Annotated in this window: 8 protein-coding genes; 1 reads left to right on the top strand and 7 read right to left on the bottom strand. The window is 75.0% G+C overall.

Annotated features, from left to right (window positions below):
* Nucleotides 1–136: 136 nt before the first annotated feature.
* From ACYX4T_RS10995 to ACYX4T_RS10975, 5 genes are all read right to left on the bottom strand, one after another.
* Nucleotides 137–1,606, bottom strand: coding sequence for a maltokinase N-terminal cap-like domain-containing protein (locus ACYX4T_RS10995; RefSeq protein WP_476014555.1), 1,470 nt, complete (start codon nucleotides 1,604–1,606; stop codon nucleotides 137–139).
* Nucleotides 1,606–3,411: a maltose alpha-D-glucosyltransferase gene (gene treS, locus ACYX4T_RS10990; RefSeq protein WP_476014554.1), complete on the bottom strand. Its 1,806-nt coding sequence runs from the start codon at nucleotides 3,409–3,411 to the stop codon at nucleotides 1,606–1,608. The genes ACYX4T_RS10995 and treS overlap by 1 nt, the downstream gene beginning before the upstream one ends.
* 68 nt (nucleotides 3,412–3,479) lie before the next feature.
* On the bottom strand, nucleotides 3,480–4,025 hold the full coding sequence (locus ACYX4T_RS10985; RefSeq protein ID WP_476014553.1) for an FxsA family protein: 546 nt from the start codon (nucleotides 4,023–4,025) through the stop codon (nucleotides 3,480–3,482).
* A 108-nt stretch (nucleotides 4,026–4,133) separates the two neighbouring features.
* A complete protein-coding gene (locus tag ACYX4T_RS10980) occupies nucleotides 4,134–4,652 on the bottom strand; it encodes a DUF4232 domain-containing protein (protein WP_476014552.1) in 519 nt (172 codons plus the stop codon).
* Nucleotides 4,610–6,706: a maltotransferase domain-containing protein gene (locus tag ACYX4T_RS10975; protein WP_476015239.1), complete on the bottom strand. Its 2,097-nt coding sequence runs from the start codon at nucleotides 6,704–6,706 to the stop codon at nucleotides 4,610–4,612. The genes ACYX4T_RS10980 and ACYX4T_RS10975 overlap by 43 nt, the downstream gene beginning before the upstream one ends.
* A gap of 2,367 nt (nucleotides 6,707–9,073) precedes the next feature.
* Between ACYX4T_RS10975 and glgP the strand changes: the two genes are divergently transcribed.
* Complete coding sequence (gene glgP, locus ACYX4T_RS10970; protein ID WP_476014551.1) at nucleotides 9,074–11,623, top strand: alpha-glucan family phosphorylase; 2,550 nt, start codon at nucleotides 9,074–9,076, stop codon at nucleotides 11,621–11,623.
* A gap of 62 nt (nucleotides 11,624–11,685) precedes the next feature.
* On the opposite strand, the gene ACYX4T_RS10965 is transcribed toward glgP, so the two are convergent.
* A complete protein-coding gene (locus ACYX4T_RS10965; RefSeq protein WP_476014550.1) occupies nucleotides 11,686–12,600 on the bottom strand; it encodes a DUF559 domain-containing protein in 915 nt (304 codons plus the stop codon).
* Between the two features lie 111 nt (nucleotides 12,601–12,711).
* Complete coding sequence (gene glgX, locus ACYX4T_RS10960; RefSeq protein WP_476014549.1) at nucleotides 12,712–14,754, bottom strand: glycogen debranching protein GlgX; 2,043 nt, start codon at nucleotides 14,752–14,754, stop codon at nucleotides 12,712–12,714.
* Nucleotides 14,755–14,807 lie beyond the last annotated feature (53 nt).

Raw genomic sequence — 14,807 nt, 5'->3', positions numbered from 1 at the left:
CGCCGGGGCGGCCGGCGTGGCCGGGGTGGCCGTGACGGTCGGCGTCACCGGGACAGGTACCCACGATCGCCGCCGTGATCGCGGGCGACCCCCGAGCCTTTCGTGGCGCTCGGCGCGCCGCTCCGAGCGTCTCCCGTCAGCGCTCGCCCCGCCCCGCCGGGGTCAGGAGCCGTCGCATGGAGCGCAGCGGGATCGACACCCAGCTCGGCCGGTTGCGGGTCTCGTAGAGCACCTCGTAGACGGCCTTGTCCAGCTCGTAGGCCCGCAGCAGCTCGGGGGCGTCGCGGGGGTCGGTGCCGCTGACCTCGGCGTAGCCGTCGCAGAACGCCGAGCGGTTGCGATCGGCCCACTCCTGGGCGCGGCGCTCGAGCTGCGGGTCCGGGTCGTCCGCGGACTGCTCCCACTCCGCCAGCTGGTGGAACGCGGCGTAGTCGAACGAGCGCAGCATCGCCGCGACGTCGCGCATGGGGGAGTCGGGACGCACCCGGTCGGCCAGGGACTTCGACGGCTCGCCCTCGAAGTCGATGACGAGCCAGCCGGTGGGCGTGCGCAGCTCCTGACCCAGGTGCAGGTCGCCGTGGATGCGTTGCAGGGTCGACGGCTCGGCCGTGGTGACGCCGCGCAGGACCTCGGCGATGGCGTCGCGCTGCTCGGCGACACCCGGCACGGCGGCCGCGGAGCGCTCGAGACGGTCGAGCATCCAGGCCTCGACCTCGGACGCGGCGCGGGCGTCGAGCGGGTGCGTGCCCAGGGCGGCGGCCAGCTCGAGGTGCACGGCCGCGACGGTCTTGCCGATGCGGTGGGCCTCGCCGGCGAAGTCGCCGCCGACCTCGTCGGCGCGCAGGTCGGCCTCGGCGAGCAGGTCGCGGACGCTCGCGAGCGCCATCGACCAGCCGTCGGCGGAGTTCGACGCGTAGCCCTGGAGCATGGCGACGGTCATCGGCTCGGCCCCACCGAACTCTCCCGGGAGCTCGCCCTCGACGGCCCCGAGCAGCGGGGCGACCTCGCTGCTGCCCTGGCGGCGCAGCGCCCGGTGCAGCTCGAGGTCGGGGTTGAGCCCGGCCGTGGCCCGCCGGAAGAGCTTCATGATCGCGCGCTCGCCGTAGATCACCGAGCTGTTCGACTGCTCGCCGATCAGCGGCCGCCCGGGCCCCACGATGGGCGTCTCGGTGTCGGGCTCGGCGACGAACCGCAGCGGCCCGCGCGTCTGGTTCTCGACGATCAGCGACAGCACCAGGCGGCTGATCCGCCCGTCGGCCAGGCCGTCGTAGACGACCTCGTCACGGCCGTCGGGGCCCGGTCGGCGCCCGATGACGGCGTGCTCGACCTCCGCGGGCGGGCCCGACTGCGCGCCGAGGACCAGCTGGTAGCGCTCCTCGGCGCCGTCGGTCGTGTCGGCGAACGACACCCCGATCACCGCGTGCTCGACCGTCGGCGACTCGTCGGGCGTGGAGACCACGCTGTGGGCCACCGTGCGCAGGCCGGCGATCTGGCGTCCCTTGGCCGGGAACCAGCGCTGCGTGGGCAGCCACGCCAGCAGGGCGTCGTGGAGGCCGGCGAGCGGGTCACCGGTGCCGGGTCCGTCGGGCGAGCTCGTGGCGGGCATCAGCGCTCCTCGGCCTCGTGGATCGCGAACCAGTAGAACCCGTGTCCTGGCAGCGTCAGCAAGTACGGCAGTTCCCCGATCGCCGGGAACGGCACACCCCCGGTGAGCTCCGTGGGCACGCAGCCCTTCCAGGCGATGAGGTCGAGCTCGACCGGCTGGGGGAAGCGGGACATGTTGTTGACGCAGAGCACGAGGTCGCGGAAGCCGTCGGCGTCGACGTGCTCGCGCACGTAGGCCAGCACGCTCGGGTTCGACCCGCCCAGCTCGTGGAAGCCGCCCAGCCCGAACGCGGGGTGCTGCTTGCGGATGTCGATCATCCGTCGGTTCCAGTGCAGCAGGCTCGCCGTCGAGTTCGACTGCGCCTCGACGTTCACCGCCTGGTAGCCGTAGACCGGGTCCATGATGATCGGCAGGTTCAGCCGGCCCGGGTCGCAGCTGGAGAAACCGGCGTTGCGGTCGGGCGTCCACTGCATCGGGCTGCGCACGCCGTCGCGGTCGCCGAGCCAGATGTTGTCGCCCATCCCGATCTCGTCGCCGTAGTACAGGACGGGGCTGCCCGGCAGCGAGAGCAGCATCGCGGTGAACAGCTCGAGCTGGTTGCGGTCGTTGTCGAGCAGCGGGGCCAGCCGCCGGCGGATGCCGATGTTGGCCTTCATCCGCGGGTCCTTGGCGTACTCCGCGTACATGTAGTCGCGCTCGTCGTCGGTGACCATCTCGAGCGTCAGCTCGTCGTGGTTGCGCAGGAAGATGCCCCACTGCGCGTTCGACGGGATCTCCGGCGTCTGCGCCAGGATCTCCGAGATCGGGAACCGCGACTCCCGCCGGACCGCCATGAAGATGCGCGGCATCAGCGGGAAGTGGAACGCCATGTGGCACTCGTCGCCGCCGACGTCCGGATCCCCGAAGTACTCGACGACGTCGGCGGGCCACTGGTTCGCCTCGGCGAGCAGGACGCGGCCCGGGTACTCGTCGTCGACCACCTTGCGGCAGCGCTTGAGGAACGCGTGGGTCTCGGGGAGGTTCTCGCCGTTCGTGCCGTCGCGCTCGAAGAGGTAGGGCACCGCGTCGAGACGGAAGCCGTCGATCCCCAGATCCAGCCAGAACCGCAGCGCGTCGAGCATCGCCTCGCACACGGCGGGGTTGTCGAAGTTGAGGTCGGGCTGGTGGGAGAAGAAGCGGTGCCAGTAGAACTGGCCGCGCACCGGGTCGTAGGTCCAGTTCGACGACTCGGTGTCGACGAAGATGATCCGCGCCTCGGAGTAGCGGGTGTCGTCGTCGGACCACACGTAGAAGTCGCCGTAGGGCCCGTCGGGGTCGCGGCGCGACTCCTGGAACCAGTGGTGTTGGTCCGACGTGTGGTTCATGACCAGGTCGGTGATCACGCGGATGCCGCGCGCGTGGGCCTGGTCGAGGAACTCCACGAAGTCCGCGACCGTCCCGAACTCGGGCAGCACCTTGCGGTAGTCACGGATGTCGTAGCCGCCGTCGCGCAGCGGGGAGTCGTAGAACGGCGGCAGCCAGATGCAGTCGACGCCGAGCCACGCGAGGTAGTCGAGCTTGTCGGTGAGCCCGTTGAGGTCACCGAAGCCGTCGCGGTTGGAGTCGGCGAAGGCGCGGACCAGCACCTCGTAGAAGACCGCGCGCTTGTACCAGTCGTCCTCGACCGGCAGCGTGCGCGCATGTCGGAAGTCGTCCGCACTGGGCTCCTCGACGGTCGAGGTGCCGTGGTCCTCGGTGACGTCGCGGACGTGGTCGGAATCGCTCGGCGCGGAGGCGATGGCACTCGCGCTGACTGCCTCGTTCATCAGGCGTCACGCTAGTGGTCGGGCGCGATGACGCGCCGCACCGGTCGGGCATCGACACCCCGGTCCACTCAGGGGGTGTCCCGGTCGTCCCGGCTGTCGATGACCTGCCCCTCGATGACCTGGCCCTCGATGACCTGCCCCTCGACGACCGGGCCGCGGTGCGGCTGCGGGCCGAGACGGTCCTGGCCCGGGCCGGGACGGGGACCCCGGCCGGGACCGCCGACCCCGACGACGGTGATCGTCGGGCCCATCCGCGCGCTGCCGGCCCGCACCGCGCGGTCGGCGGCGCGGCGGGCGAGGGCCCGGCGCACCGGCGGCACGAGCAGCACGAGCGCGGCGAGCGTCGACAACAGGCCGGGCACGACGAGCAGGACGCCCGCGAGCGCCAGGTACATGCCGTCGGCGACCTCGGCCTCCGCCGGGCGCCCGCGCCGCGCGGCCTCGACCAGCGCGGACATCGACCGCCGGCCCTCCCGCTTGATCGCCCAGGCGCCGACCACCGCCGACACCACGAGCACGGCGAGCAGGCCCCAGAACCCGATGGCCTGGCCGACCAGGACCAGCACCGTGATCTCGACGGCCAGGTAGACCGCCAGGGCGACGAGGATGCGCACGGTGACCTCCTACCCGGGGACCTCCCGGGTCTCTCGACCGGTGCAACGCCCGGCGGCCCCCGATCGTGCCCGATGCGCCCGAATCTCAGGAGGTGCACAGGCTCTCGGTCAGCGCTCGCCGGGCTCCACCGGGCCGAGGTAGGTGCCCGGACGGGTCGCGCCGTCCTGGCGCAGCACCGGCCCGCCCGGCCAGTCGAGCAGCACGGAGTGCGTCTCGTCCGGCGGGGTGGCCCACACCTTCGTCGCCGGGTAGGCGTCCTGACCGTTCGCGTCGGCCGGCAGGAAGGTGATCGTGGTGTGGGCCTTCTCGCCCGGTGCGAGCCGGAAGGACGCCGCGTCGGTCTGCCGGCGGGGCAGCGAGTAGCGCTCCTCGGAGCGTGGGGAGACGACCAGGTCGACACCGCCGAACCCCGCCATCCGGCAGGCCTGCGACGAGACGTTCGTCCACGACGCGGAGCTGCCGCTGGGTCCCGGAGCCCTCCGGACCCTCCGTGGTGGCCCCGAGGTCGGCGAGGCGGCAGCGTGCCACGGTGACCGCCTACTCCTCGGTCCCGCGAAGGGTGCTCGAACGGGTGACGCGCGCCCTACCGCCTGAGCACCGAGATGATGTGGCAGACGTCGCGCCACGGCTCGATGCGCACGTAGTTCGTCTCGCCCCACTCGAAGGTCTGACCGCTGACCTCGTCGAACGCCCCGAAGCGGTCGTGCCACTCCAGGCCCAGCGCCGGCATGTCGATGTGGATGTTGCCCTCCTCGACGCCGAACGGGTTGAGGGTGACGACGCAGAGCACGGTGTCGCCGGTCTGCGGGTCGGTCTTCGAGTAGGCGAGCAGCGCGTCGTTGTCGGTCTCGTGGAACCGCAGGGTGCGCAGCTGGCGCAGCGCCGGGTGGTCGCGGCGCAGCTGGTTGAGCCGCGTGATCCACGGCTCGAGGCTGCGGCCCTCGGCCAGCGCGCCGGCGAAGTCGCGGGGGCGCAGCTGGTACTTCTCCGAGTCCAGGTACTCCTCGCTGCCGGGGCGCACCGGCTGGTGCTCGAAGAGCTCGAACCCCGAGTAGACGCCCCAGCTCGGCGAGAGCGTGGCCGCCAGCGCCGCCCGCAGCGCGAACATGCCCGGGCCGCCGACCTGCAACGACTCGTGGAGGATGTCCGGGGTGTTGACGAAGCAGTTCGGTCGGCACTCGTCGAGCCGGTCGCGGTGCATCTCGAAGAACTCGCGCAGCTCGTCGCGACCCGTGCGCCACGTGAAGTACGTGTAGGACTGGCTGAACCCGGCCTTCGCCAGCCCGAACAGGCGGGCCGGGCGCGTGAACGCCTCGGCCAGGAACACCACGCCCGGGTCGCGGCGGTGCACCTCGGCGATCAGCCAGTTCCAGAAGTCCGGCGGCTTGGTGTGCGGGTTGTCGACCCGGAACACGCGGACCCCGTGCTCCATCCAGTACAGGACGATCCGCAGGACCTCGGCGTAGATGCCGTCGGGGTCGGTGTCGAAGTTGACCGGGTAGATGTCCTGGTACTTCTTCGGCGGGTTCTCGGCGTAGGCGATCGTCCCGTCGGGGCGGATCGTGAACCACTCCGGGTGCTCGGTGGCCCACGGGTGGTCCGGCGCGCACTGCAGCGCGAGGTCGAGCGCCACCTCGAGGCCCAGGTCGTGCGCGTGCGCGACGAAGGCGTCGAAGTCCTCGACCGTGCCGAGGTTCGGGTCGATCGCGTCGTGCCCGCCCGCGGCCGACCCGATGGCCCAGGGGGAGCCGACGTCGTCGGGACCCGGGGTCAGCGTGTTGTTCGGCCCCTTGCGGTTGACCGTGCCCACCGGGTGGATCGGCGGCAGGTACGCGACGTCGAAGCCCATCGCGGCGGCGCGGTCGAGCTCGCGGGTCGCGGTGGCGAAGGTGCCGTGCACCGGGCGCCCGTCGGCGTCCCACCCGCCCGTCGAGCGCGGGAAGAACTCGTACCAGGAGCCGGCCAGGGCGAGCGGGCGCTCGACCTGGACGTGGTGGGTCTCGCCCCGGGTAACGAGCTCGCGGACCGGGTGCTCGGTCATCGTCCGGTGCACCGGCTCCGAGAGCGCGAGTCCGAGGCGCTCCGGGAGGTCCCTGCCGGTGTCGCGCAGGATCTCCGCGGCCCGCGTCAGCGTGTGCGCGAGCTCCAGCGCGGGCGGCATCGCGATCCCGCCCGTGCGCTCGCCGACCGGGTCGTCGCCGTCGAGCCGCGGGGTGTCGCGCAGCCGCTGCGCGATGCCGTCGGCGCCGCGCTCGAGGAGCCGGGCGCCGCTCTCGAGGTCGTTGGCGAGCTCGGCGGCACCCTGCCCGGCGCGGGTCTTGACGTCGACGGCGTGCCGCCACGTCGCCCACGGGTCGCTCCACGCGTCGACACGGAAGCTCCACAGGCCCTCGGCGTCCGGGACGACCTGGCCGGCGAACCGGTCGGTCAGCGGCCCCGTCGGCGCCATGCGCGTGCTGCGCGGGGCGTCGTCGCCGCAGGGGATCGTGGCGTCGGGGTGCTGGCCGTGGGCGGCGACGCCGCAGCGCTGCCAGACGACCGTCGCCGCCACCGCGTCGTGGCCCTCGCGCCACACCGACGCGCTGACCGGCACGACCTCGCCGACCACGGCCTTCGCCGGGAACCGCCCGCCCGAGACCTCCGGGGTGACCTCGTCGATCCCGATCCGGCCCTGGGGCAGGTGGTGGCGGTCGATCGCCCCGGCGGTGTCCGCCGTGGTGGTGCTCGGGGTGGTGGTGCTCTCCGGCGGGGCCGTGGCGGGGGCCGCCGTGGCCGGGGCGACCGTGCTCGGGTCGGTGGACGGCGCGCCCGCCGGTTCCTCCGCCGGCACGTCGGCGCCGGTCGGGTCGGGGTCGGCGACGTCGCCGGGGGCGTCGCCGATGCGGGCCGGGTCGCCCGGGGTGGACGCGTCCGACGGGGGGACCTCGGCACGCGGGGAGTCGCCGGGGTCGCCGTGGTCGCCGGGGTCGCCGGGGTCGCCGGTCGGGCGGGTGGGGCGGTCGCTCGGCGTGTCCGGGGCGAGGCTGTGGACGTAGGCGTCCGGGTCGACCGAGACCGGCCCGACGCCGAGCGGGTCGTCGTCGGAGACGGTGCTGCTGGGCGTGCTGCTGGGCGTGCTGCCGGGGACCGCTCCGGTCGGCGACGCCGGGGTCGACCCGAGTCCCGGGGACTCGGACGGCTCGCCGGAGCCCGCCCCTGCGGACGAAGCGTTTCCCGAGGAAACGCTGGTCTCCCCGGGCGGGGGCGAGGTGGCCGAGCCGTGTCCCGAGGACACGGCTCCCGCTCCCGACGGGGACGAGGCGTCGGAGCCGCTTCCCGAGGACACGGTCGCCGCGTTCGTCGGCCGGGTGGCGTCGCCGTCGCCGTCGCCGTCGCCGGCGTCGCTGGTGTCGTCCGTCCTCGGCCCGGAGGTCTCCGAGGGCGAGTCGGTCCGGGAGGCCGCGGCGGCTCCGGCGGCTCCGGTGGCACCGGTGGCACCGGTGGCACCGGTGGCACCGGTGGTGCCGACGGCGCCGGCGGCACCCAGGGCGCCGAGTCCCGCGGCGCCGGCGGCCGCGGTGCGCCACCCACGCGCGGGATCCGGGTCCTCGCCGCCGCCCGTGCCCGCGGCGCTGTCGGCAGGGGCGCCGGGCGACGAGGCCGCCGGGGCGTCGGTCGAGGCGGGGGTGGTCGAGGCGGGGCTGGTCGAGGCGGGGGTGGTCGAGGTGGCCGGGGTGTCGGGGCGGGCGTCGTCCGGGCGGCCGACGGGGTCGGGGTCGTCGCCGGTCGGGGTGCTCGGGCCGGTGGTGGCCGCCTCGCCGCCGAGGTCGCCGGCGACGACGGTGGTGCCGGCCGGCTCGTCGTCGGCGGTGATGCTCGAGAGCGGGTCGTCGCGGTCGCCGTCGGGGCCGTCGTCCGGGCCGTCGGCCGGGGTCCCGGCGCGGGCCGCGCCGTCGGGGATCGGGGCGTACGGGGTGCGCGGGGTGAACCACGACGGGTCGGACGCGGGCGGCACCGCGCCCGTCGCCCCGGCCGGGTCGGAGGCGGCGGCGCGGTCGGCGTCGGCGGCCGACCGGTCGGTGCCGGCGGGGCGGGAGGGCGCGGCCTCGCCGCTGCCCGGGCGCGGCCCGGAGCCGGGCGGTGCGGTCGGTGGGGCCGCGCGCCAGGACGCCTGGTCGGGGTCGCGGTCCGACGACGAACTCATGTCGCGTCCGCTACCCGGAACGGACGGGTTCGATGCGGAGGGGCGACGGGAGGCGGCGCCGGGGCGACCGGTGGCGATGCCCCACGGCGGGGTGGCGGGGCGGCGCCACGGCGGCAGCGACGGGGTGGGGCCGTGGGTGTCGAGGTCGGGCGCGTCCGCGCCGACGGCGCGGAACCCGGGGGACGGGGTGACGGCGCCGGGGGAGGGGTGGTCGGCGGGGTCCGGCGAGGCGAACGGGCCGGACGGGGCGACGGCGCCGGGCGCGGGGAAGCCGCCGGAGTGGTCGTGCGGGGCGCCCTGGCCGGGCGCCGGGAACGGGGCGGAGGCCGGGCCCGTGGCGCGACCCGCGGCGGGGAAGGAGCCGGAGGACGGGCCACCACGACCGGGCGCGGGGAAGGAGCCGGAGGACGGGCCCGTGCCGCGACCGGGGACGGGGAAGGGGCCGGTCGTCGGGCCGTGCGGGCGCGCGTCCGGGGGCGGCGGCGGGCCGACCTCGACGTCGTCGGCCGACCCCCAGCCGCGCCGGCGCCGGAACCAGCCCGACGGCGTCCCCGTCGTGACCTCGCCGCGCGGGGCCGGCCGGGGCTCGCGACGGTCGGCCGTGCGGGGGTCGTAGCGGGGCGGGTACTCCTCCTCGAACGCGGGCGCGCTGGCCCCGTCGGAGCCGACGACCGGCTGCTCGCCGGTCCGGTCGCGGGGTGCCTCCGAGGGCTCGCCGGGAGCCGTCTCCGCCCCGCTCGCACGTCGTCCCGACCGCCACCATCTGCCCAGCGCGCTCACGCGACGCAGCGTAGTCGTGGGACCGATGCCGGGGAGGTGGGCGGCGCACGGCGCGTCGGGGGTCGCGCCGTAGGCTCCCCTCGCGTGAAGGCTCTGCGTCGCTTCTCCGTCCGCGCCCAGCTCCCGGCCGCCCTCGCGCCGCTGCAGGAGCTCGCCACGAACCTGCGCTGGACCTGGCACGGGCCCACGCAGGACCTCTTCGCCGGCGTCGACGAGGCGGCCTGGCGCGCCACCGGCGGCGACCCCGTCCGGCTGCTCGGCGAGGTGCGCCCGCAGCGTCTCGCCGAGCTCGCCGAGGACGCCGGGTTCGTCGCCCGCGTGCAGGAGCGCGCCGAGGATCTCCGCACCTACCTGCGCGAGCCCCGCTGGTACCAGGCGCGGGCGGACCAGGGCCTGCCGTCGGCCATCGGCTACTTCTCGATGGAGTTCGGGGTCAGCGAGGTCCTGCCGAACTACTCGGGCGGGCTCGGCATCCTCGCCGGCGATCACCTCAAGGCCGCGAGCGATCTCGGGGTGCCCCTGGTCGCCGTCGGCCTGCTGTATCGATCCGGATACTTCCGCCAGTCGCTGTCGCTCGACGGCTGGCAGCAGGAGAACTACCCCGCGCTCGACCCGCAGGGCCTGCCGCTGCACCTCGTCGCCGACGCCTCCGGCACGCCGGTGCTGGTCGGCGTCGCGATGCCCGGCAGGCGCACGCTGCGGGCGCGGGTGTGGCAGGCGTCGGTGGGCCGGGTGCCGCTGCTGCTCCTCGACGCCGACATCGAGGAGAACGACCCCGACCTGCGCCAGGTCACCGACCGCCTCTACGGCGGCGACGCCGAGCACCGCATCCGCCAGGAGATCCTCGTCGGCATCGGCGGGGTGCGGGCGGTGCGCGCGTTCTGCGGGCTCACGGGCCACCCGGCGCCCGAGGTCTTCCACACCAACGAGGGCCACGCCGGGTTCCTGGGCCTCGAGCGCATCCGGGAGCTCGTCGCCGGGGAGGGCACCGACGCCGGCCTCGACTTCGACCAGGCGCTGGCCACCGTCCGCGCCGGCACCGTGTTCACCACGCACACCCCGGTGCCCGCCGGCATCGACCGCTTCCCGGTCGGGCTCGTCGAGCACTACTTCACCCCGGAGATGCTGCCGGGCATCGAGCCGGCCCGGGTCCTGTCGCTGGGTCGGGAGCCGGCCGGCGACATGTTCAACATGGCGCACATGGGCCTGCGGCTCGCCCAGCGCAGCAACGGCGTCTCGCAGCTGCACGGTGAGGTGTCGCGCGGGATGTTCCAGCAGCTCTGGGGCGGGTTCGACGCCCCGGAGGTGCCGATCGGCTCGGTGACCAACGGCGTCCACGGCCCGACCTGGACCGCGCGCGAGATCGCCGGCCTCACCGCGGGCGCCGAGGCGGCCGGGAGCCCGGAGCTGTTCGGGGTCTCGGACGGGCTGCTCTGGGAGATGCGCGGGACGCTGCGGCGCCGCCTCGTCGAGGAGGTCCGCCGCCGCGTGAAGGCGTCGTGGCTGCAGCGCGGCGCGTCGGAGCCCGAGCTCGCGTGGACCGAGCGCGTCTTCGACCCGGACGTCCTCACCATCGGCTTCGCGCGCCGCGTGCCGACCTACAAGCGCCTGACGCTGATGCTGCGCGACCAGGAGCGCCTGCGCTCGCTCCTGCTCGACCCCGAGCGGCCGGTGCAGCTGGTGATCGCCGGCAAGTCGCACCCCGCCGACGAGGCCGGCAAGCGCCTCATCCAGCAGATGGTCCGCTTCGCCGACGACCACGGCGTGCGCCACCGCATCGCGTTCCTGCCCGACTACGACATGTCGATGGCGCGCTACCTCTACTGGGGCTGCGACGTCTGGCTCAACAACCCGCTCCGTCCGCTCGAGGCGTGCGGGACCTCGGGGATGAAGTCGGCGCTCAACGGCGGGCTGAACCTGTCGGTGCGCGACGGCTGGTGGGACGAGCTCTACGACGGCCGCAACGGCTGGGCGATCCCCACCGCCGACGGCGTCGACGACCCCGAGCGCCGCGACGACATCGAGGCCCACGCCCTCTACGAGCTGCTGGGCAGCCAGGTCGCCCCGCTGTTCTACGACCGCGGCGCCGACGGCGTGCCCGACCGCTGGACCTCGCTCGTGCGCCACACGCTCGCGACGCTCTCGCCGAAGGTGCAGGCGACGCGGATGGTCACCGACTACGTCGAGCAGTGGTACGCCCCGGCGGCCCGGTCCGCGGCGCGCGTGGTGGCCGACGGCTTCGCCGGCGCCAAGGAGCTCGCGACCTACCGCGCCCGTCTCGACGCGGCGTGGTCGTCGGTGACGGTCGCGGAGGTCGACGCGTCGGGCGGCGCCGACACGCCCGTGCTGGGCGCGCCGATGACGGTTCGCGCCGAGGTGGAGCTCGGCGGGCTCGCCCCCGACGAGGTCCTCGTGCAGGCGGTCGTGGGCCGCGCGGACGACGCCGACGAGCTGACCGAGTCGACGGTCCAGCCGATGGAGCCGATCGGCGCGGGGCACGAGGGGTCGCACCGGTTCGAGGCCGTCGTGCCCCTGCCCCACGCCGGGGTCCTCGGCTACACGGTGCGGGTGCTGCCCCGCCACGACCTGCTCGCCGCGCCGGCCGAGCTCGGGCGCGTGGTGCTGCCGGCCTGACTGCGCCGAGATCCGGGTCCGTGGAGCGTCGGCATCGCTGAGCGGAGCGCGCGCTCCACGGATCAGGATCTCGTCCGCAGGGTTGCCCCGAGGTGGGCGAGGAAGACCAGCGGCGCCACGCGCAGCTGGTACCAGTGCGTTCGCAGCACGACCCAGCCGGCCGCTGCGAGCGCCGACTGGCGGGGCCCGTCGCGGAGGAACGCCCGGAGATCTCGGTGATAGGCCCAGCCGTCGACCTCGACGATGACCTTCTCCTCGTCGAACACCACGTCGCCGACCGCGCGCCCGAAACCGGGTAGGTCGATCGCGGAGTTGGCCGACCACCCGGTGATGCCCTCCGCGCGCATCCCTGTGTGCAGCGTGCGCTCGGCCCAGGACCGCGCCCCGCCGGCGGCGAGGGCGATGAGCTCTGCGCCGACGACGGCACCGCGACGTCCGGACGTCCGCGTGTGCACCTCGCGCAGCGACTCGATGGTGACCGAGCCCCTCTGAAGGGCGCGGTCGGCGACCCGGGCGCCGTCCTCGAGGCCCAGGTCGGCGGCAGCATCGAGCACCGTCGCCGACCGGGTGGTCACCCAGGCGCCGGAAACACGCACCCGGTCGTCGGGGGCGATCGGGCGGCGGACCACGTCGACTCCGTCGCGGTCACGAGGTCGTCGCGCGGGATCGACCGCCACCCGGATGCGGGTCGGCGCCGTGTCGTGGAAGTCCCACCACCACGCGGCCGTGCTGCCGATCAGCGTCGCGCCGGGCCCGAGCGACAGGAGCGCCGCGATCGTGCGGGAGCACGGCGTCTCGTGGTGCTCGCCGACCTGGTAGACGCGCGGACCCGCGGGGAACCACGCCTTCGACGCGACCTTGCGCGCCACGGCCTGGCGCGAGTACCCGGCCTCCACCGCCTGCTCGAGGCTCAGGACCCCGTACTGACGGCGGATCAGTCGCCGGAGTTCGACACGCTGCTCGTCACTGCTGCTCATGCCGGGTTCGACGCAGCGAGGACCGCCCTGGCTCCTCCCCGCTCGCGGCAAGATCCCCGTTCGCGGAGCGGATGTCCCGCTCAGCGGAGCGAGCGCTCCACGACATGGTCGTCAGCCCCGCGGCGTCGCCCGCAGCGCCAGGGCCGTGTGGGCCGGCACGGCGAGGGTCGTCCCGGCCGGCAGGGGCTCCGTCGACGGCGGGGCGCCGTCGGGGGTGCCGGCATCGAGTACCGGCACCCAGGCCGTGTCCCCGACGTCGGGCAGCACGACGTCGACGGAGCCCCCGCCGGCGTGCAGGACGAGCAGCAGCGCGCGGTCCCCGTCCACGCGCACCACCAGCGTGCTCCCGTGGTGGTGGAAGTCGGGCTCGGTGAGCTCGCGGCCGTCGGGGTGCAGCCAGGCGACGTCCGGGACGGCGTCGTCGGGGTCGGTGTCCTCCCGGCCGTAGAAGAAGTCGGTGCGCCGCAGGGCGGGGGTGGCGCGGCGCAGGGCCAGGGCGCTCGCCACGAAGTCCACCAGCTCCGGCGAGTCCCACGAGCGCCACGACGTCTCGTCGTCCAGGGAGTAGACGTTGTTGTTGCCGTGCTGCGTGTGCCCCAGCTCGTCGCCGCCGAGCAGCATCGGGGTGCCGGCCGAGAGCAGCAGCGTGGTGAGCAGGTTGCGTGCCTGGCGGGCCCGCAGCCCCAGGACCGCCGGGTCGGACGTGGGGCCCTCGACGCCGTGGTTGGCCGAGCGGTTGTCGTCGGTGCCGTCGCGGCCCTGCTCGCCGTTGGCCTCGTTGTGCTTGCGCTCGTAGGCCACGAGGTCGGCGAGGGTGAAGCCGTCGTGCGCGGTGACGAAGTTGACCGACGCGGCCGGGGTGCGCGCCGGCCAGTACAGGTCCGACGAGCCCGCGAGGCGCGTGACGATCGCCGACAGGGGACCGTGCCCCCGCCAGAAGTCGCGGACGTCGTCGCGGAAGCGCCCGTTCCACTCCGCCCAGCCGGGCCCGAAGCCGCCCACCCGGTAACCCTCGCCGGTGGCGTCCCAGGGCTCGGCGATGAGCTTGACGTCGGCGAGGACCGGGTCGTCGACGATCTCGGTGAGCAGTGGCGCGGCGGCGTCGAACGCCCCGCCGCGGGGGCGCCCGAGGGTCGAGGCGAGGTCGAAGCGGAAGCCGTCGACGCCCATCGTCGTCACCCAGTACCGCAGCGAGTCCAGGACGAGCGTGCGCACCAGCGGCGAGGCCGGGTCGAGGGTGTTGCCGCAGCCGGTGAGGTCGACGTCGTGGCCGCGGGCGTCGAGGGCGTACCAGCCGGCGGCGTCGAGCCCCCGCCACGACAGCGACGGCCCGTCCGCGCCGCCCTCGCAGGTGTGGTTGAACACGACGTCGAGCACGACCTCGAGGCCCGCCGCGTGCAGCGTCGCCACCATCGCGCGGAACTCCTCGGCCTCGCGGCCGGGTGCCGACGCGTAGCGCGGCTGCGGGGCGAGGTAGGCCAGCGTGGAGTAGCCCCAGTGGTTCGCCCGGCCCCGCGCGAGCAGCGACGGCTCGTCGGCGTGGGCGAACACCGGCAGCAGCTCGACGGTGGTGACGCCGAGCGCGACGAGGTGGCCGACGACGGCCGGGTGCGCGACGCCCGCGTAGGTCCCGCGCAGCTCGGCCGGGACCTCGGGGTGGCGCATCGTGAGGTCGCGGACGTGGGTCTCGTAGATCACCGTGTCCGCCCACGGCACCCGCGGCCGCGCCGTGGCGGCGTCACCGAGCCGGGCCGCCACGATCCCGTGCGGCACGACGCCGGCGGAGTCGCGATCGTCACGTCGGGCGCCGAACGGATCGGTGCCGGCGAACGGGCGCGCGATCTCCAGCGAGGTGACCTTCCCCTCCACGCGGCGGGCCCACGGGTCGACGAGCAGCTTCGCCGGGTTGGTGCGCACCCCTCGCGCGGGGTCCCAGGGACCGTGCACGCGCAGGCCGTAGGGCGTGCCGCTCGTCACGCCGTCGGCCTCTCCGCGCCACCACCCGTCGCCCGCGCGGCGCAGCTCCACCCGCCGTTCGGCGCCATCGCCGAGCAGGCAGAGCTCCACCGCCTCGGCGGTGGGCGCGGCCGGGACGGCGACGCGCAGCCGGTCGCCGTCGAGGTGGGCACCGGGGCGGGGAGCGGTGGTGGGCATCGGACGGGCATCGTGCCCGATCGACGGGCGGCCCGTCGCCCGTCGACCGCCCG

It is taken from the genome of Actinomycetospora sp. ABD4_176, assembly GCF_056311855.1.
This window is presented reverse-complemented; position numbering and strand designations above follow the sequence as displayed.